Raw genomic sequence first — 19,926 nt, forward strand, 5'->3', positions numbered from 1 at the left:
GGGAACTCCGCGGTGAAAAGTCATCAATTTATTTCTCCCTATATTAAGCCAATAATCATGGGCGATGAAAGCGAGGATGTGACCGGCATGATACTGACTGCCGAGGTTGACGTCGTAGCGCCTGTTTCCCGGCTGGCCTGCCAGGAGACGGGCGGTGACGGCGGCTCGAAGACTGGCGCGGTGTGGGTTATGGCTGGCGCAGACGTAGCAGACATCAAGTGTGACTGAGTATTGGTGCTTATCACCCGCCAGCAGTTTTTTTACTGCTGGCTTTTTTAGTTTATGATCTGCGCGGTTAGCTGTTTTCCCACCCTTGTGCCCGCGCTGTTACGCGGTGACTGTTCAGCAACGCTTGCCTCTGTGACAAAGGAAACGCTGTATGTTGTGGTTTCTGACTAAAGGACGACGTCTTAACCTGGTGTATGTGGCCTTCATGACGGTCGCATTTATGATGGGCGTGGCCGGCGCGCTACAGGCGCCGACGCTGAGTCTGTTTCTTACCCGTGAAGTTGAGGTACGCCCGTTCTGGGTCGGCCTGTTTTATACCGTCAATGCGGTAGCCGGTATTGTGATTAGCCTGCTGCTGGCCAGGCGTTCCGACAGTCGCGGCGATCGCCGTAAGCTCATTATGTTCTGCTGCGCTATGGCGGTGGCGAACTGTATCCTGTTTGCCTTTAATCGCCACTATCTGACGCTGATTACCGCCGGGGTATTCCTCGCTGCGTTGGCTAATACCTCCATGCCGCAGATTTTCGCGCTGGCTCGCGAATACGCCGACCGCTCGGCGCGCGAGGTCGTGATGTTCAGTTCGGTGATGCGCGCTCAACTGTCGCTGGCGTGGGTGATCGGGCCGCCGCTGTCGTTTATGCTGGCGCTGAATTATGGTTTCACCACCATGTTTCTGAGCGCCGCCGGCATATTCGCGCTGAGCCTGCTGATTATTTTCTTCGCGCTGCCCTCGGTGCCGCGTATTGAACAGGCGGCGGACAAAGATATTACCCAGGTCAGCGGCTGGCAGGATCGCAATGTGCGCTACTTGTTTATCGCCTCAATGCTGATGTGGACCTGCAATACCATGTATATCATCGATATGCCGCTGTGGATTAGCCAGGATCTGGGGTTGCCGGACAAGCTGGCCGGGGTGCTGATGGGTACCGCCGCCGGGCTGGAAATTCCGGCGATGCTGCTGGCGGGCTACTATGTGAAGCGCTTTGGCAAACGGCCGATGATGGTGTTCGCTGTCGGGGCCGGGGTGGTGTTCTATGTAGGGCTGGTGTTGTTCCATAGCCGTACCGCGCTGCTGATCCTGCAACTGTTTAATGCCATTTTTATCGGTATTGTCGCCGGGATCGGTATGCTGTGGTTCCAGGATCTGATGCCCGGACGGGCCGGTTCGGCGACCACGCTGTTCACTAACAGTATTTCAACCGGGGTGATTCTGGCGGGGGTGATTCAGGGGGCGCTGGCCGAGAGTTTTGGTCACGGGTCGGTTTACTGGGTGATTTCCGGGATTGCGCTGGCGGCGCTGGTATTAACCAGCCGGGTGCGGGAAGGGTGACGAATCCTCGCCGGGCTAAAAAAGCCGGGTAAGTAATCTCAAGGGCGCCGACTGGCGCCCTTGTTATATCGCTTAACGCATAAAGGCCGGCTGTTGTTTTTCGTAGGCCGAGATAGCGTCCTCATGCTGCAGCGTCAGGCCAATGCTGTCCAGGCCGTTGAGCATACAGTGGCGGCGGAACGCATCCAGCGTGAAGGGGTAAGTTTTACCGCCCGCTTTCACTTCCTGGGCCTGCAAATCGACGGTGAAGGTGATCCCCGGCGTCGCCTGAACCAGTTTAAACAGCGTATCCACGTCCTGATCGCTCAGGATGACCGGCAGCAGCTGGTTATTGAAGGCATTGCCGTAGAAAATATCGGCAAAGCTCGGGGCAATCACCACCTTAAAGCCGTAGTCGGTCAGCGCCCAGGGGGCGTGCTCGCGTGAAGAGCCGCAGCCGAAGTTTTCCCGGGCCAGCAGGATGGAGGCCCCTTTGTATTGCGGGAAATTGAGGACAAAATCCGGATTCGGCTGCTGGCCTTTGTCATCAAGAAAGCGCCAGTCGTTGAACAGATGGGCGCCAAAGCCGGTGCGGGTCACTTTCTGCAAAAACTGCTTGGGAATGATCGCATCGGTATCGACATTCGCGGCGTCCAGTGGAACGACCAGACCAGTGTGTTGGATAAATTTTTCTGCCATGGTCTTTCCCTTATTTCAACGAACGGATATCGGCAAAATGGCCGGATACAGCCGCGGCGGCGGCCATTGCCGGGCTGACCAGATGAGTGCGTCCCCCGCGCCCCTGGCGGCCTTCAAAGTTACGGTTGCTGGTAGAGGCGCAGCGTTCGCCCGGATTCAGACGATCGTTGTTCATGGCCAGGCACATTGAGCAGCCCGGCAGACGCCATTCAAAACCGGCTTCAATGAAGATCTTATCCAGACCTTCCTCTTCCGCCTGCGCTTTTACCGGACCAGAACCCGGAACCACCATAGCCTGTACGCCAGGAGCCACTTTACGGCCTTTGGCAATCGCCGCTGCGGCGCGCAGATCTTCGATCCGCGAGTTGGTGCAGGAACCGATAAACACTTTGTCGATCGCCACTTCGGTTAACGGCACGCCTGGTTTAAGGCCCATATAGGCCAGCGCTTTCTCTGCGGAGGCGCGTTCCACCGGATCGGTAAAGGATGCCGGGTCAGGGATATTGTCGTTGATGGCGATGACCTGGCCGGGGTTGGTGCCCCAGGTGACCTGCGGAGCGATATCTGCGGCATTCAGGGTGACAACCGTGTCGAAGATGGCGTCATCGTCGGTTTTCAGGGTCTTCCAGTAGGCGACCGCGGCGTCGAAATCTGCGCCCTGCGGCGCGTGACGGCGACCTTTCACGTAATTAAAGGTGGTTTCGTCCGGCGCAACCAGGCCGGCCTTAGCGCCCATTTCGATGGCCATATTGCACAGGGTCATGCGACCCTCCATGCTCAGGGCCTCAATGGCCGGACCGCAGAACTCAACAACGTGGCCGGTACCGCCGGCGCTGCCGGTTTTACCAATCACAGCCAGCACGATATCTTTCGCGGTGATGCCCGGCGCCGCTACGCCGAGCACCTCAATTTTCATGGTCCTGGCGCGTCCCTGTTTCAGGGTCTGGGTTGCCAGTACGTGTTCCACTTCAGACGTGCCGATACCAAACGCCAGCGCGCCGAAGGCGCCGTGAGTGGCGGTATGGGAGTCACCGCAGACGATAGTCATCCCCGGCAGGGTAACGCCTTGTTCAGGGCCCATCACATGGACGATGCCCTGGAACGGATGGTTCAGGTCATACAGCTCAACACCGAATTCCTGGCAGTTTTTCATCAATTCCTGCATCTGAATGCGCGCCATTTCGCCGCTGGCATTGATGTCTTTGGTCTGGGTGGAGACGTTATGATCCATGGTGGCGAAGGTTTTGCCCGGCTGGCGTACCTGACGACCGTGCGCCCGCAGACCATCAAAGGCCTGCGGCGAGGTGACTTCATGCACCAGATGACGATCGATATACAACAGCGGGGTCTCCTCCGCGGCTTCATAGACGATATGGGCGTCATACAATTTTTGATACAGCGTCTTAGCCATGATTACACCCCTTGCGCCACATAGCGGGCAATAATATCGCCCATTTCCGATGTACTGATCGCCTCGCCGCCGTTGGCCAGATCTCCGGTGCGGAAACCATGCTCCAGCGCCTGGTTGATGGCGCGCTCAATGGCCTGCGCCGCATCGTCGGCGTTCAGGCTGTAACGCAGCAGCAGCGCCAGCGACAGGATCTGGGCGATTGGGTTGGCGATGTTCTTACCGGCGATATCCGGCGCCGAACCGCCAGCCGGTTCATACAGGCCAAAACCCTGCTCATTGAGGCTGGCGGAAGGCAACATCCCCATAGAACCGGTGATCATGGCGCACTCATCGGAGAGAATGTCGCCGAACAGGTTGGAGCACAGCAGTACATCGAACTGTGAGGGATCTTTCACCAGTTGCATGGTGGCGTTATCGATATACATATGGCCCAGTTCAACATCCGGATACTCTTTGGCGATTTCATTGACGATCTCGCGCCACAGCAGGGAGGTTTGCAGAACGTTGGCTTTATCGATAGAGGTCACTTTTCTGCGCCGCTTGCGGGCGGACTCGAAGGCAATGCGCGCAATGCGTTCGATTTCAAAGCGGTGGTACACTTCGGTATCGTAGGCTTTTTCATACATACCGCTACCTTCGCGGCCTTTCGGCTGGCCGAAATAGATACCGCCGGTTAATTCGCGCACGCACAGAATATCAAAGCCGTTGGCGGCGATATCGGCGCGCAGCGGGCAGAAGGATTCCAGTCCCTGGTACAGCCGCGCCGGGCGCAGGTTGCTGAATAATTTGAAGTGTTTACGCAACGGCAGCAGCGCGCCGCGTTCCGGCTGTTCCGCCGGCGGCAGATGTTCCCATTTCGGGCCGCCCACCGAGCCGAACAGAATGGCGTCCGCCTGTTCGCAGCCTTCCACCGTCGCCGTCGGCAGCGGGGTACCGTGGATATCAATTGCCGCGCCGCCGACATCATACTGGCTGGTGGTAATACGGATATCAAAACGCTGGCGCACCGACTCCAGTACTTTCATTGCCTGCGCCATGACTTCCGGCCCGATGCCGTCTCCCGGCAGGACTGCGATATGGTAGTTCTTCGACATGTTACATAGCTTCCTGTTTATTATATTCTTTGACCTGAGCTTTACGCTGTAATTCTTTCTCGACTTCGCCGGCCCGCCAGATGTTATTCAATACATGTACCATTGCTTTTGCGGACGATTCAACGATATCAGTCGCCAGGCCAACGCCGTGGAAACGACGGCCATTGTAATTCGCGACAATGTCGACCTGACCCAAAGCGTCTTTACCGTGCCCTTTGGCGCTTAACTGGTATTTCACCAGCTCGATGTCGTAACGGGTAATGCGATTAATCGCCTGGTAAACCGCGTCGACCGGGCCGTTGCCGGTGGCGGCTTCGGCTTTGATCTCGCCGCCGCAGGCCAACTGGACCGATGCCGTAGCCATCACGCTGGAACCGGACTGGACGCTGAAGTATTCCAGACCGTAGTGCTCCGGCTCTTCCTGTTGTTTATTGATGAACGCCAGCGCTTCCAGATCGTAATCAAACACCTGGCCTTTTTTATCCGCCAGTTTCAGGAAGGCGTCGTACAGGTTATCCAGGCTGTAATCCGACTCCTGGTAGCCCATCTCTTCCATGCGGTGTTTCACCGCCGCGCGGCCTGAGCGGGAGGTCAGGTTCAACTGGATCTGATTCAGACCGATGGATTCCGGGGTCATGATTTCGTAGTTTTCGCGATTCTTCAGCACGCCATCCTGGTGGATGCCGGAAGAGTGAGCGAAGGCGTTGGCGCCGACAACGGCTTTGTTGGCGGGAATCGGCATATTGCAGATTTGGCTGACTATCTGGCTGGTGCGGTAAATTTCAGTGTGATTGATGTTGGTGTGGACATTCATCATCTGACCGCGCACTTTAATGCCCATGATGACCTCTTCCAGCGCGCAGTTGCCGGCGCGCTCGCCAATCCCGTTCAGCGTGCCTTCCACCTGACGGGCGCCGGCCTGGACTGCGGCCATTGCGTTACCGACCGCCATTCCCAGATCGTCATGAGTGTGTACCGAGATAATCGCCTGATCGATGTTCGGTACGCGCTCAAATAAACCAGAGATAATGCTGCCGTATTCATAAGGCAGGGTATAACCCACGGTATCCGGAATATTGATGGTTTTGGCGCCGGCTTTGATGGCGGCTTCCACCACCCGGGCCAGATCGTCAATCGGCGTGCGCCCGGCATCTTCACAGGAAAACTCGACATCGTCCGTGTAGTTGCGCGCGCGCTTCACCATATAAATAGCGCGCTCAATGACCTCATCAAGGGTGCTACGCAGCTTGGTGGCGATATGCATTGGCGAGGTGGCGATAAAGGTATGGATACGGAAGGCTTCTGCGACGCGCAGCGACTCTGCGGCGACATCGATATCTTTCTCGACGCAGCGCGCCAGCGCGCATACACGGCTATTTTTGACGTTACGGGCGATGGTTTGCACCGACTCGAAATCACCCGGCGAGGAGACCGGAAACCCGACTTCCATGACATCAATGCCCATGCGCTCCAGCGCCAGTGCTATCTGCAGTTTCTCTTTAACGCTCAGACTGGCCTGCAGCGCCTGCTCGCCATCACGTAATGTGGTATCAAAAATAACGACTTGTTGGCTCATGGGTTGGGTCCTTGTTCTGTATCTGGCGCCTCTGCTGCGAGCATAAAAAAACCCGCGCAATGGCGCGGGTTTTTATTCTCTGGGGTCCGACTCAACGCTGAGTGTCGTCCACCAGTCTACCGCGCACAATGGATGCGTTTAGTAGTAGACCGAGTAGGCGCTGAGCGTGAAACATAAATCGGGCTCCGGGTAATCGTGCGAACGTGCTTTTAGTGGTACTTGATACCGCTCGCGGTGTCAACCTTTGTTTTATGGCGTCGGACCATGCTGGCGTATTCTTTGCGGAATGCTTTAGCGAATTGTGCTGAAAATTTCCTGATATAAGGTTTTTTTTATGGCTGTCCAGAAAGAGACTTTTCACCGATGTTCAACTTCAGGAATACTTATTAATATTTATAAACATATACATTAGAGTTGATGATATTCATTATCGTAATGATTTGTCGGTGATACCTCTTGTTTCAGGATTGAAGAATAGACAGGTGTCTATTTATGGACATTTGGAAAAGGCTCTTAAATCATTATTTTAGTTACATGTTTAAATGGTGCTTAATTTAATATTCATTATATGAATTGTTGTTAGCCAGCGTTTTTTATGTTTTGATGGTGTTGTCAGAAGGACGCGTGTTGATCTGTCATCCGTCACTCCCTGGGGGCTTTGGCGCCCTGACTGGCTATTGAACTGCCATAAACAGAATTCACCCGATTTAGCCGTGGTGTTTTCTTAATTATGCATCATTACCTTTTATTTAGCATGTCACCTTCATAGCGGCATTTTATACTATCCGTTCAATAAAGGAATGATGATTTTCAGTGGGGTTAATTATGTCTGAAGAGCATATTGAGAATCTCTCAGTGGGCGATACCATTAAGCCACAGCTAAGGATGGTCGATCTCAATTTATTAACGGTATTTGATGCTGTAATGCAGGTACAAAACATTACCCGCGCAGCGCAAATGCTGGGTATGTCGCAACCCGCGGTCAGTAATGCCGTGGCGCGTTTAAAGATAATGTTTAATGACGAGCTATTTGTGCGTTATGGACGTGGTATTCAGCCAACGGCCCGGGCCTATCAGCTATTTGGCTCAGTGCGTCAGGCGCTGCAGTTAATCCAGAACGAACTGCCGGGGGCCGGTTTTGATCCTCTGACCAGCGACAGAACATTTAATCTGTGTGTCTGTAGTCCGCTGGATAATCAGCTGACTTCACTTATTTATAATCAAGTGAAACAGGCGGCGCCGAATATACAATTACTTTTTAAATCATCGCTGAATCAGAATATTGAACATCAACTACGTTATCAGGAAACCGAGTTTGTAATCGGTTATGATGAATTTCGCCGTCCTGAATTTAACTGTATTCCCCTGTTTCGCGATGAAATGGTATTAGTCGCCAGCAGTGAACATCCGCGGGTAAATAATTTATTGCGCGAAGGCGACGTGTATCGCGAACATCATGCGGTGGTCTCTCTGGAGCGTTTCGCGTCATTTAGCGCCCCGTGGTATGACTCTGTGGAAAAACAGGCCTGTATTGCTTATCAGGGAACGGCATTAACCAGCGTTCTGAATGTGGTATCGCAGACCCAACTGGTAGCGATTGCGCCGCGCTGGCTGGCGGAAGAATTCTCCGATAGTTTGAACCTGCAGATAACCTCCTTACCGCTGAAACTGAATAGCCGGACGTGCTATCTCTCCTGGCATGAGGCTGCCGCGCGTGATAAAGGCCATCAGTGGATGGAAGAGTTACTGACACAGGTTTGTCACCGCTAAGCGTATTTGCGCCGCACGATTACAGGGCATCGACGGATGTCCTGTTTTTCTATATATCCACGCTTTTGCAGTATATTATGCTGTATTGATTTTCTTTGTCGCCAGTGTCAACAATATTCAGAAGCGTAAATTTAGATAAATTACTGCAATAACATTATTTTTCGGGATATTTATTCAATATCCTGCCTTCCGTTCAGTATTTCTCACGTAAAAAAACAATTTTTACAGGGACTCACTGGTTCACAAGGATTTGTCGCAGTGAGGCACTCGATTGCCTGCCTGTTTTGCAGCGGTTATGTTAGTGCGATTATTCTACTACGATCCGACAATCCACAGACAGGGCGGACACGCCTGTACCATTGACGAATGGCAACCGGATTCCTTCGTCGAACATAAAAATGAAAGCCTGGAGGCAAACCATGGAGATGTTGTCAGGAGCCGAGATGGTCGTCCGATCGCTTATCGATCAGGGCGTGAAGCAAGTATTCGGTTATCCCGGGGGCGCGGTTCTCGATATTTATGATGCGCTTCATACCATTGGCGGCATTGAGCACGTACTGGTGCGCCACGAGCAGGCGGCGGTTCATATGGCGGATGGTCTGGCCAGAGCTACCGGAGAGGTCGGAGTCGTGCTGGTGACCTCAGGGCCGGGGGCAACCAATGCCGTCACCGGTATCGCCACAGCCTATATGGATTCTATCCCGCTGGTGGTACTTTCCGGCCAGGTGGCGACGTCGCTGATTGGTTATGACGCCTTTCAGGAATGCGACATGGTGGGGATTTCCCGACCAGTCGTGAAGCACAGTTTTCTGGTAAAACAGACCGAAGATATTCCCGGCGTCCTGAAGAAAGCCTTCTGGCTGGCGGCCAGCGGTCGTCCTGGACCGGTGGTGGTAGACCTGCCAAAAGACATTCTTAACCCGGCGCACAAGTTGCCTTATGCGTGGCCGGATTCCGTAAGCATGCGCTCCTATAACCCGACGACCCACGGCCATAAGGGGCAGATTAAGCGTGCGCTACAGACGCTGCTGGCGGCCCGCAGACCGATAATCTACAGCGGCGGTGGGGCGATTGCCGCTGAATGTCATGATGAACTGCGCCAGATAGCACAGGCGCTCAATATTCCGGTGGCTTCTTCATTAATGGGGCTGGGCGCGTTTCCCGGCACCCATCGCCAGGCGCTGGGAATGCTGGGGATGCACGGTACCTATGAAGCCAATATGGCGATGCATAATGCCGATGTGATTTTTGCCGTTGGGGTGCGTTTTGACGATCGCACCACCAATAATCTGGCGAAGTACTGCCCGGATGCCACCGTATTGCATATTGATATCGACCCGACCTCGATTTCCAAAACCGTTGCGGCGGATATCCCGATTGTCGGCGACGCGCGTCTGGTACTGCAGCAAATGCTGGAGTTGCTTGCGCAGGAAGAAGGACAGCGCTCCGGGGATGATATTCGCGACTGGTGGCAGCAGATTGAACACTGGCGCGCCCGTAAGAGCCTGGATTACGACCGCAACTCCGGGAAAATCAAACCGCAGGCGGTGATCGAGACCATCTATCGTCTTACCAACGGTGACGCTTATGTGACGTCTGACGTTGGTCAGCACCAGATGTTTGCGGCCCTGTATTATGCCTTCGATAAGCCGCGGCGCTGGATCAACTCCGGCGGGTTGGGGACGATGGGCTTCGGCCTGCCGGCGGCGCTGGGGGTGAAAATGGCGCTGCCGGAGGAAACCGTGGTTTGCGTCACTGGCGATGGGAGTATCCAGATGAACATTCAGGAACTGTCCACCGCTCTGCAATATAACCTGCCGGTGCTGGTGCTGAACCTCAACAACCGTTACCTCGGTATGGTGAAGCAGTGGCAGGATATGATCTACTCAGGCCGCCACTCTCAGTCTTATATGCAGTCGTTACCTGACTTTGTGCGCCTTGCGCAAGCGTATGGCCATGTCGGTATTGGTATTTCCCACCCCCAGGAGCTGGAAAGCAAGTTGCAGGAAGCGCTGGAACACGTCCGGCAGCAGCGCCTGGTCTTTGTCGATATTGACGTTGACGGCAGCGAGCACGTTTACCCGATGCAAATTCGCGGTGGGGGTATGGACGAAATGTGGTTAAGCAAAACGGAGAGAACCTGATTATGCGCCGGATATTATCTGTATTACTGGAAAACGAATCGGGCGCGCTGTCCCGGGTGATCGGGTTGTTCTCTCAGCGCGGATACAATATCGAGAGTCTGACGGTCGCGCCGACTGACGACCCCACGCTGTCGCGGATGACTATCCAGACCGTCGGCGATGAGAAAGTGATCGAGCAAATTGAGAAGCAGCTTCACAAGCTGGTGGATGTCCTGCGGGTTTCCGAACTCGGTCAGGGCGCCCATGTGGAGCGCGAAATCATGCTGGTGAAGGTGCAGGCCAGCGGCTACGGTCGCGAAGAGGTGAAACGCAGTACCGAAATTTTCCGCGGTCAGATTATTGATGTCACGCCGGCGATTTATACCGTACAACTGGCTGGCACCAGCGAAAAACTGGATGCGTTTCTCGCCACCATTCGCGAAGTGGCGAAAATCGTCGAAGTGGCCCGTTCCGGTATTGTCGGGCTGTCGCGGGGCGAGAAGGTCATGCGCTGACCGCGCGTGGTGTGAGCCGCTTCACAAGCCTGGCAGAATGCGCCGGGCTTTTTTTTGGAATTCGCCACTCCGCTACGCGCTTTGCGGATATTCTCCTGCGCGTCGCAATGAAAAGTTGTAACCTATTAACCATAGCAAGGTTACGGAGTAACTCATTCATTAAGGGGTCACAGTGAAACTGGACGAAATTGCGCGGTTAGCTGGCGTATCGCGTACCACGGCAAGCTATGTCATCAACGGTAAAGCGCGCCAGTACCGGGTCAGCGATAAAACCGTTGAAAAAGTCATGGCGGTGGTACGGGAGCATAACTACCATCCAAACGCGGTGGCGGCGGGGCTGCGCGCCGGGCGTACCCGTTCGATTGGTCTGGTGATTCCGGATCTGGAAAATACCAGTTATACCCGTATTGCTAACTATCTGGAACGCCAGGCGCGTCAGCGCGGCTATCAACTGCTGATCGCCTGTTCAGAGGATCAGCCGGATAACGAAATGCGCTGTATTGAGCATCTGCTGCAGCGCCAGGTGGATGCGATTATTGTCTCCACCTCGCTGCCGCCGGAGCACCCGTTTTACCAGCGCTGGGCGAAGGATAGCTTCCCGATTATCGCTCTGGACCGGGCGCTGGATCGGGAGCATTTTACCAGCGTGGTCGGCGCCGATCAGGAAGATTCGGAGATGCTGGCGGAAGAACTGCGTAAATTTCCTGCCGAGCGGGTTTTGTACCTTGGGGCGTTGCCGGAACTTTCGGTCAGCTTTCTGCGTGAACAGGGATTTCGCAGTGCATGGAAGGACGATCCGCGCCAGGTAGATTACCTGTATGCCGACAGTTACGAGCGGGAAGTGGCGGCGCAGTTGTTCGGCAAATGGCTGGAAACCCATCCGATGCCACAGGCGCTGTTTACCACCTCATTCGCGCTACTGCAGGGGGTGATGGATGTGACGCTGCGCCGGGAAGGCCGTTTGCCTGCCGATCTGGCCATCGCGACCTTCGGCGATCATGAACTGCTGGATTTTCTCCAGTGTCCGGTTTTAGCCGTGGCGCAGCGCCACCGCGATGTGGCGGAGCGGGTGCTGGAGCTGGTGTTGGCCAGCCTCGATGAACCCAGGAAGCCGAAACCCGGGTTGACCCGTATTCGCCGTAATCTATACCGGCGCGGTAATTTAAGCCGGCGTTGAACATAAAGGCAGCATTCGCTGCCTTTATCCTGTTAGGAAAAGTCTTGTTTATCAGATTCGTTTTTAACGCGCTCTGCATTTAATTATATACACTGGAAATACGTGTTTGTTTATTATATCCCTGCTGTGAATACTCCTGTCTTTATTTGTTACACTCTTTCTTCCTGAAAATTCTGTGAATCTCATCGGCTTATCCGCCCTGACGGCGCCCGGCCCGGGCTGGAGCGCGTCACAGCCCTGTTATCTGCGACAGAATTGCCTTAAAATGCCGCCCGCGTCGCAAACTGAGCATGTTGTTTTTATTTACACCGTTTTCAGCTTTTTTAACGTTTCCTGTGCGTATTCGTCATTTTTCTTGCAAATATTCATAGCGTTAATTATGCCTCGCCGTAGCGATTCTATTTTTCCGCTCACTTTTTTGGTGGTTGTGGGCAGAGTTTTATTCCGTTTCAGGTGGTAGTTGGCTTGACAAGCTTTTCCTGTGCTCCGTAAACTCTTTTAGTGGGATTTTGTGGGATAAAGTGGTGTAAAGGGGCAAAAGAGTGAGGCTGGCATGTTCCGTGGGGCAACGTTAGTCAACCTCGACAGTAAGGGACGGCTCGCCGTACCTACCCGTTACCGGGAAAAACTGCTCGAGGTCTCTTCGGGTCAAATGGTCTGTACCATTGACATCCATCACCCGTGCCTGTTGCTTTACACCCTCCCGGAGTGGGAAATCATTGAACAAAAGCTGTCGCGGCTGTCGAGCATGAACCCGGCGGAGCGGCGCGTTCAGCGATTACTGCTCGGGCATGCCAGTGAGTGCCAGATGGACAACGCCGGGCGTTTACTGCTGGCGCCGGTACTCAGACAGCATGCCGGGTTAACAAAAGAAGTGATGCTGGTCGGGCAGTTCAACAAATTTGAACTGTGGGATGAAACGACGTGGTATCGACAGGTCAGGGAAGATATTGACGCTGAGCAATCCTCGGCAGGAGCCCTGTCAGAGCGGTTGCAGGACTTGTCACTCTAATTAATGATGGAAAATTTTAAACACACCACGGTGCTGCTTGATGAGGCTGTTAATGGCCTGAACATTCGTCAGGACGGTATCTACATTGATGGCACCTTTGGTCGGGGTGGTCACTCACGGCTTATTCTGTCCCGGCTGGGGCCGGAAGGCCGTCTGCTGGCGATCGATCGCGATCCGCAGGCGATCGCGGCGGCGCAGGCGATTGATGATCCTCGTTTTTCCATCGTACACGGCCCTTTCTCCGCGCTGGCTGAATATGTCGGCGAGCGCGATCTTCAGGGCAGGATCGACGGTATCCTGCTCGATCTTGGCGTCTCTTCTCCTCAGCTTGACGATCCTGAGCGCGGGTTTTCCTTCATGCGCGATGGTCCGCTGGATATGCGCATGGATCCCAGCCGCGGGCAGTCGGCGGCGGAGTGGCTGCTGAATGCCGGGGAAGCTGATATCGCCTGGGTGCTGAAAACCTATGGCGAAGAGCGTTTTGCTAAACGGATTGCTCGCGCCATTGTCACGCGCAATCGCGAACAACCCATGACCCGCACTAAAGAACTGGCGGACGTGGTCGCGGCGGCGACGCCGGTAAAAGACAAATTTAAACACCCTGCTACCCGTACCTTCCAGGCGGTGCGTATCTGGGTTAACAGTGAACTGGAGGAGATCGAGCTGGCGCTAAAAGGCTCGATTGGCGTACTTGCCCCGGGAGGGCGGCTCTCGATTATCAGTTTCCACTCGCTTGAAGATCGTCTGGTGAAGCGCTTTATGCGTGAATACAGTCGCGGTCCGCAGGTGCCGGCGGGAATCCCGATGACCGAAGAGCAACTCAGGAAGCTGGGTGGTCGTCAATTGAAGGCATTAGGAAAGTTGATGCCGGGTGAAGAAGAAGTGGCTGAGAATTCACGTGCCCGGAGTTCAGTGCTGCGTATTGCAGAGAGGACGAACGCATGATGGGCAGAGTGTCGGAGACCCTGAGCAAAGTTACAGGATCGTTGGGAAGCAGCGAGCGCCACGCATTGCCTGGCGTGATCGGCGGCGATCTGTTGCGTCACGGGAAACTGCCACTCTGTCTTTTCATTGCCATTATCGTTACCGCCATTCTGGTGGTGACCACAGCGCACAAGACGCGGTTATTAACCGCTCAGCGCGAACAGTTAGTGCTGGAGCGGGATGCGCTGGATATTGAGTGGCGCAACCTGATCCTTGAAGAAAACGCCCTTGGCGATCACAGCCGGGTAGAGCGGATCGCCACCGAAAAGCTGCAAATGCAGCACGTCGATCCGGCACAGGAAAATATCGTCGTACAGCAGTAAAAACAGGTGCAGCAATAAGGAATAACGCAACCGATGAGAGCAGCGACAAAATCGCTTAAGTCAAGAAAACAGGAAGAACAGGCCAACTTTATAGGTTGGCGTTTTGCGTTGCTTTGCGGCTGTATTTTGCTGGCGCTGGTGTTTTTACTCGGGCGCGTCGCCTGGTTGCAGATTATCAATCCGGACATGCTGGTGCGTCAGGGCGACATGCGTTCCCTGCGGGTGCAGGAGGTGTCCACCTCCCGCGGCATGATTACCGACCGCTCCGGCCGTCCGCTGGCCGTATCGGTGCCGGTGAAAGCTATTTGGGCCGATCCGAAAGAACTGCACGATGCCGGCGGTATTACTCTGGATAACCGCTGGAAGGCCCTTTCCGACGCGCTGAAAATTCCCCTCGACCAGTTGGCGGCGCGGGTAAACGCTAACCCGAAAGGGCGTTTTATCTACCTGGCGCGTCAGGTGAACCCGGATATCGGCGAATACATTAAAAAGCTGAAACTGCCGGGGATTCATCTGCGTGAAGAGTCCCGTCGTTACTATCCATCCGGCGAAGTGACCGCTCACCTCATCGGCTTTACCAACGTCGACAGCCAGGGGATCGAAGGGGTCGAGAAAAGCTTTGATAAATGGCTGACTGGTCAGCCTGGCGAACGTATTGTCCGTAAAGACCGCTATGGCCGGGTGATTGAGGATATCTCCTCCACCGACAGCCAGGCGGCGCACAACCTGGCGCTGAGTATTGATGAGCGCCTGCAGGCGCTGGTTTACCGCGAACTCAACAACGCCGTGGCGTTCAACAAAGCGGAATCCGGCAGCGCGGTGCTGGTGGATGTCAACACCGGCGAAGTGTTGGCCATGGCCAATAGCCCTTCCTACAACCCGAACAATCTCACCGGCACGCCGAAAGAGGTGATGCGTAACCGTACCATCACCGACGTGTTTGAACCGGGTTCAACGGTTAAGCCGATGGTTGTTATGTCGGCGCTGCAACGCGGCGTGGTGCGTGAAAACAGTGTTCTGAATACCGTTCCGTACTTAATCAATGGTCATGAGATCAAAGACGTAGCGCGGTACAGCGAATTGACCCTTACCGGGGTGCTTCAGAAGTCGAGTAACGTCGGGGTTTCAAAACTGGCGTTAGCGATGCCCTCCTCAGCGTTAGTAGATACTTACTCACGTTTTGGACTGGGAAAATCGACCAATTTGGGGTTGGTCGGAGAACGCAGTGGCTTATATCCAAAAAAACAACGGTGGTCTGACATAGAGAGGGCCACCTTTTCTTTCGGCTACGGGCTAATGGTAACGCCGTTACAGTTAGCGCGAGTCTACGCAACCATCGGCAGTTACGGCGTGTATCGTCCGCTGTCGATCACCAAAGTCGATCCGCCAGTACCCGGGGAGCGCATTTTCCCTGAGGCCATCGTGCGTACCGTGGTGCATATGATGGAAAGCGTGGCGCTGCCGGGCGGCGGCGGCGTGAAGGCGGCGATCAAAGGTTACCGTATCGCGATTAAGACCGGTACCGCCAAGAAGGTCGGGCCGGACGGGCGCTACATCAATAAATACATTGCCTATACCGCCGGCGTTGCGCCCGCCAGCCAGCCGCGTTTTGCGCTGGTGGTGGTGATTAACGATCCGCAGGCTGGTAAATACTACGGCGGTGCGGTTTCGGCGCCGGTATTCGGCGCCATCATGGGCGGTGTACTACGCACCATGAATATTGAGCCTGACGCGCTGGCGACGGGCGAAAAAAGTGAATTTGTAATTAACCAGGAAGAGGGTAAAGGTGGCAGATCGTAATTTGCGCGACCTACTCGCCCCATGGGTGCCTTCGGCGCCCGGGCGAGCACTGCGAGAGATGACGCTCGACAGCCGTGTCGCAGCGTCGGGGGATCTTTTTGTCGCAGTGGTCGGTCATCAGGCGGACGGGCGTCGTTATATCCCGCAGGCGATAGCGCAAGGCGTAGCTGCCATAGTGGCTGAGGCGGAAGGTGAAGCCCGTGACGGAGAAATCCGCGAGATTCACGGTGTGCCGGTCATTTATCTCAGCCAGCTTAATCAGCGTTTATCCGCGCTGGCCGGGCGATTTTACCATCAGCCTTCAGAAGCATTACGTCTGGTGGCGGTTACCGGGACTAACGGTAAAACCACCACCACCCAGCTGCTGGCCCAGTGGAGCCAATTGCTGGGCGAAACCAGCGCGGTGATGGGGACGGTCGGCAACGGTCTGTTGGGCAAAGTCAGCCCGACGGAGAACACCACCGGTTCGGCGGTTGACGTTCAGCAGGTGCTGGCGGGGCTGGTCGACCAGGGGGCAACCTTTGCCGCGATGGAAGTCTCTTCCCATGGCCTGGTGCAGCACCGGGTAGCCGCCCTGAAATTCGCCGCCTCGGTGTTTACTAACCTGAGCCGCGATCACCTTGATTACCATGGTGATATGGAACATTACGAAGCCGCGAAGTGGCAGTTGTTTTCCAGCCATGTCTATGGTCAGGCGATCATCAACGCCGACGACGATGTCGGGCAGCGCTGGCTGGCGAACTTGCCGGATGCCGTCGCGGTGTCCATGGACGATCGTATTAACCCTGACTGCCATGGCCGCTGGCTGAAAACCACCGCCATCAGCTACCACGATCGGGGCGCAACAGTGCGCTTCACTTCCTCCTGGGGCGGGGGCGAAATTGAAAGCCGTCTGATGGGAGCGTTTAACGTCAGTAACCTGTTACTGGCGCTGGCGACTCTGCTGGCGCTGGGCTATCCGCTGGCGCGTCTGCTGGAGAGTGCATCGCGGCTGCAGCCGGTGTGTGGGCGTATGGAAGTTTTCAGCGCTCCCGGAAAACCGACGGTGGTGGTGGATTATGCCCATACTCCGGATGCGCTGGAAAAAGCGCTGGAAGCCGCGCGTTTGCACTGTTCCGGTAAGCTGTGGTGTGTGTTTGGCTGCGGCGGCGATCGCGATAAAGGTAAGCGCCCACTTATGGGGGCTATTGCGGAACAGTACGCCGATGTGGTGGTGGTGACCGACGACAATCCGCGTACCGAAGAACCCGGGGCGATCGTGGCGGATATTCTCGCTGGCATGGTGGATGCCGGGCGTGTTCACGCCGTTGCCGGTCGCGCGCAGGCGGTTACTAACGCCATTATGCAGGCCGCGGCCGCCGATCTGGTGCTGGTAGCCGGTAAAGGGCATGAAGATTATCAAATTGTTGGCACGCGTCGTCTGGATTACTCCGACCGGGTAACGGCAGCGCGCCTGCTGGGAGTCGTGGCATGATTAGCCTTACGCTCTCACAGATGGCGACCCTGCTCGGCGGGCGCCACGTCGGCGCCGATGCTGAAATCAGCGCCGTGACTACTGATACCCGTAACCTGACGCCCGGCTGCCTGTTTGTTGCGTTGCGCGGCGAGCGTTTTGATGCGCATGATTTCGCCGATCAGGCGGTCGCGGGCGGCGCCGGGGCGCTGCTGGTCAGTCGCGAACTGGATATCGCTGTCCCGCAGGTGGTCGTGGCAGATACACGTCTGGCGTTTGGTCAACTGGCGGCATGGGTTCGTCAGCAGGCGCCGGCCCGGGTGGTGGCGCTGACCGGCTCGTCGGGCAAAACCTCGGTGAAAGAGATGACGGCAGCCATTCTGCGTCAGTGCGGCAATACCCTCTATACCGCCGGCAATTTGAATAACGATATTGGCGTACCGATGACGCTGCTGCGATTGACCCGGGAGCATGACTTTGCGGTCATTGAACTCGGCGCCAACCACCAGGGGGAGATCGCCTGGACGGTCAGTCTGACGCAACCGCAGGCGGCGCTGGTCAATAATCTGGCGGCGGCGCATCTGGAAGGCTTCGGTTCTCTGGAAGGGGTTGCGAAGGCCAAAGGGGAGATCTTTACCGGGCTGTCCGCCAGTGGCGTCGCCATTATTAACGCCGACAGTAATGACTGGCCGCGCTGGCGAAGCACTATCGGCGATCGCACCACGTGGCGCTTTTCGCCCGGCGATGCGCACTGCGATTTCTTCGCCGAGAACGTTGCCATCACCGCACAGGGAACGGCGTTTACTCTTGTAACGCCGCAGGGGCGCCAGGATGTACTGCTGCCGCTGCCGGGGCGTCACAACATCGCTAATGCGCTGGCCGCTTCGGCTCTGGCGTTGGCCGCCGGCGCGCCGCTCAGCGCCATTAAAACCGGTCTGGCGGAACTGAAGGCGGTTCCGGGACGTCTGTATCCGATTGCGCTGGGGCAGGGCAAACTGTTGCTCGACGATAGCTATAACGCCAATGTTGGCTCAATGACCGCCGCCGCGCAGGTGTTGTCGGAAATGCCCGGGTTTCGCGTGATGATCGTTGGCGATATGGCGGAACTGGGCGCCGAGTCCGATGCCTGCCACCGCCAGGTGGGAGAAGCCGCCCGGGCGGCGGGCATTGATCAAGTTCTGAGCGTCGGCGCCCGGAGCGCGGCTATCAGTCAGGCCAGCGGCGTTGGCCAGCATTTTGAGAATAAATTGTCGCTTATTGAGTACGTGAAAGCCCTGATGGCGGAACACGAGGTCATGACGCTATTGGTGAAAGGTTCACGTAGTGCCGCCATGGAAGAGGTCGTGCATGCGATACAGGAGATGGGAACATGTTAGTGTGGCTGGCTGAGCATTTGGTCAAATATTATTCTGGCTTTAACGTCTTTTCGTATCTGACGTTTCGCGCCATTGTCAGCCTGCTGACTGCGCTGGTGATCTCTCTGTGGATGGGACCGCGCATGATCGCCCGCCTGCAACAGCTCTCGTTCGGTCAGGTGGTGCGTAACGACGGCCCGGAATCGCACTTCAGCAAGCGCGGTACTCCGACCATGGGGGGGATCATGATCCTCACCTCGATCGTTATTTCGGTGCTGATGTGGGCTTACCCGTCCAACCCTTACGTCTGGTGCGTGCTGTTTGTGCTGGTGGGCTACGGCATCGTCGGTTTTGTCGACGACTACCGTAAAGTGGTGCGCAAAGATACTAAGGGATTGATTGCGCGCTGGAAATATTTCTGGATGTCGGCGATTGCGCTGGCAGTGGCTTTTGCGCTGTATATCGCTGGTAAAGACACGCCGGCTACCGAGCTGGTGGTGCCGTTCTTTAAAGATGTCGTGCCGCAATTGGGCATTTTCTACATCATTCTCGCCTATTTTGTGATTGTCGGTACCGGCAACGCGGTGAACCTGACCGATGGTCTTGATGGCCTGGCAATTATGCCGACGGTATTTGTCGCGGCGGGTTTCGCGCTGGTGGCCTGGGCAACCGGCAACATGAATTTCGCCAGTTACCTGCATATTCCGTATCTGCGCCACGCCGGGGAACTGGTGATTGTCTGTACCGCGATTGTCGGCGCGGGGTTAGGGTTCTTGTGGTTCAACACTTACCCGGCCCAGGTGTTTATGGGGGATGTCGGCTCGCTGGCGCTGGGCGGGGCGCTGGGCACCATCGCCGTGCTGCTGCGTCAGGAGTTTCTGTTAGTGATCATGGGCGGTGTTTTCGTGGTGGAAACCCTGTCGGTGATTTTGCAGGTGGGATCGTTCAAGCTACGCGGCCAGCGTATTTTCCGCATGGCGCCGATCCATCACCACTATGAACTGAAAGGCTGGCCGGAACCGCGCGTCATTGTGCGCTTCTGGATTATTTCGCTGATGCTGGTCCTGATCGGCCTGGCCACGCTGAAGGTGCGTTAA

At 55.7% G+C, this 19,926-nt stretch carries 17 protein-coding genes; 13 read left to right on the plus strand and 4 right to left on the minus strand.

The window, feature by feature from the left end:
* Positions 1 to 12 precede the first annotated feature (12 nt).
* Positions 13 to 228: a hypothetical protein gene (locus AQ981_RS13355; protein ID WP_058912232.1), complete on the plus strand. Its 216-nt coding sequence runs from the start codon at positions 13 to 15 to the stop codon at positions 226 to 228.
* Positions 229 to 379: 151 nt separating this feature from the next.
* The gene (locus AQ981_RS13360; RefSeq protein WP_058912233.1) at positions 380 to 1,558 is read left to right on the plus strand and encodes a sugar efflux transporter; all 1,179 of its coding nucleotides are present in this window, start codon (positions 380 to 382) and stop codon (positions 1,556 to 1,558) included.
* A gap of 72 nt (positions 1,559 to 1,630) precedes the next feature.
* Here AQ981_RS13360 and leuD read toward each other — a convergent pair whose 3' ends face one another.
* The 4 genes from leuD to leuA are packed head-to-tail and all read right to left on the minus strand — an operon-like array spanning position 1,631 to position 6,317.
* Complete coding sequence (leuD, locus tag AQ981_RS13365; protein ID WP_058912234.1) at positions 1,631 to 2,236, minus strand: 3-isopropylmalate dehydratase small subunit; 606 nt, start codon at positions 2,234 to 2,236, stop codon at positions 1,631 to 1,633.
* 10 nt (positions 2,237 to 2,246) lie between these two features.
* Positions 2,247 to 3,647: a 3-isopropylmalate dehydratase large subunit gene (gene leuC / locus AQ981_RS13370; protein ID WP_058912235.1), complete on the minus strand. Its 1,401-nt coding sequence runs from the start codon at positions 3,645 to 3,647 to the stop codon at positions 2,247 to 2,249.
* A 2-nt stretch (positions 3,648 to 3,649) separates the two neighbouring features.
* Positions 3,650 to 4,741 carry a 3-isopropylmalate dehydrogenase gene (gene leuB, locus AQ981_RS13375; protein WP_058912236.1) on the minus strand — a complete coding sequence of 364 codons (1,092 nt, stop codon included), beginning with the start codon at positions 4,739 to 4,741 and terminating at the stop codon, positions 3,650 to 3,652.
* A 1-nt stretch (position 4,742) separates the two neighbouring features.
* Complete coding sequence (leuA, locus tag AQ981_RS13380) at positions 4,743 to 6,317, minus strand: 2-isopropylmalate synthase (protein WP_058912237.1); 1,575 nt, start codon at positions 6,315 to 6,317, stop codon at positions 4,743 to 4,745.
* 825 nt (positions 6,318 to 7,142) lie between these two features.
* Between leuA and leuO the strand changes: the two genes are divergently transcribed.
* The 11 genes from leuO (at position 7,143) to mraY (ending at position 19,926) form a co-directional block, all read left to right on the plus strand.
* Positions 7,143 to 8,087, plus strand: a complete 945-nt coding sequence (gene leuO, locus AQ981_RS13385) for a transcriptional regulator LeuO (RefSeq protein ID WP_058912238.1) — start codon at positions 7,143 to 7,145, stop codon at positions 8,085 to 8,087.
* Between the two features lie 419 nt (positions 8,088 to 8,506).
* Positions 8,507 to 10,231, plus strand: a complete 1,725-nt coding sequence (gene ilvI / locus AQ981_RS13390) for an acetolactate synthase 3 large subunit (RefSeq protein ID WP_082683199.1) — start codon at positions 8,507 to 8,509, stop codon at positions 10,229 to 10,231.
* Positions 10,232 to 10,233: 2 nt separating this feature from the next.
* Complete coding sequence (gene ilvN, locus AQ981_RS13395) at positions 10,234 to 10,725, plus strand: acetolactate synthase small subunit (RefSeq protein ID WP_058912240.1); 492 nt, start codon at positions 10,234 to 10,236, stop codon at positions 10,723 to 10,725.
* A 172-nt stretch (positions 10,726 to 10,897) separates the two neighbouring features.
* Positions 10,898 to 11,902, plus strand: a complete 1,005-nt coding sequence (cra, locus tag AQ981_RS13400; protein WP_058912241.1) for a catabolite repressor/activator — start codon at positions 10,898 to 10,900, stop codon at positions 11,900 to 11,902.
* 553 nt (positions 11,903 to 12,455) lie between these two features.
* Entirely contained in the window at positions 12,456 to 12,914 is a 459-nt protein-coding gene (mraZ, locus tag AQ981_RS13405) for a division/cell wall cluster transcriptional repressor MraZ (RefSeq protein WP_058912242.1), read from the plus strand.
* Between the two features lie 3 nt (positions 12,915 to 12,917).
* Positions 12,918 to 13,859, plus strand: coding sequence for a 16S rRNA (cytosine(1402)-N(4))-methyltransferase RsmH (gene rsmH, locus AQ981_RS13410; protein ID WP_058912243.1), 942 nt, complete (start codon positions 12,918 to 12,920; stop codon positions 13,857 to 13,859).
* Positions 13,856 to 14,221: a cell division protein FtsL gene (gene ftsL, locus AQ981_RS13415; protein ID WP_058912244.1), complete on the plus strand. Its 366-nt coding sequence runs from the start codon at positions 13,856 to 13,858 to the stop codon at positions 14,219 to 14,221. Before rsmH ends, ftsL begins: the two co-directional genes overlap by 4 nt.
* A 33-nt stretch (positions 14,222 to 14,254) precedes the next feature.
* Positions 14,255 to 16,021: a peptidoglycan glycosyltransferase FtsI gene (locus AQ981_RS13420; protein ID WP_058912245.1), complete on the plus strand. Its 1,767-nt coding sequence runs from the start codon at positions 14,255 to 14,257 to the stop codon at positions 16,019 to 16,021.
* Positions 16,008 to 17,495, plus strand: coding sequence for a UDP-N-acetylmuramoyl-L-alanyl-D-glutamate--2,6-diaminopimelate ligase (gene murE, locus AQ981_RS13425; RefSeq protein WP_058912246.1), 1,488 nt, complete (start codon positions 16,008 to 16,010; stop codon positions 17,493 to 17,495). The genes AQ981_RS13420 and murE overlap by 14 nt, the downstream gene beginning before the upstream one ends.
* On the plus strand, positions 17,492 to 18,850 hold the full coding sequence (gene murF, locus AQ981_RS13430) for a UDP-N-acetylmuramoyl-tripeptide--D-alanyl-D-alanine ligase (RefSeq protein ID WP_058912247.1): 1,359 nt from the start codon (positions 17,492 to 17,494) through the stop codon (positions 18,848 to 18,850). Before murE ends, murF begins: the two co-directional genes overlap by 4 nt.
* A complete protein-coding gene (gene mraY / locus AQ981_RS13435; protein ID WP_058912248.1) occupies positions 18,844 to 19,926 on the plus strand; it encodes a phospho-N-acetylmuramoyl-pentapeptide-transferase in 1,083 nt (360 codons plus the stop codon). Before murF ends, mraY begins: the two co-directional genes overlap by 7 nt.

Origin of the sequence: Entomohabitans teleogrylli (genome assembly GCF_001484765.1) — a bacterium.
Lineage (GTDB): Bacteria > Pseudomonadota > Gammaproteobacteria > Enterobacterales > Enterobacteriaceae > Entomohabitans > Entomohabitans teleogrylli.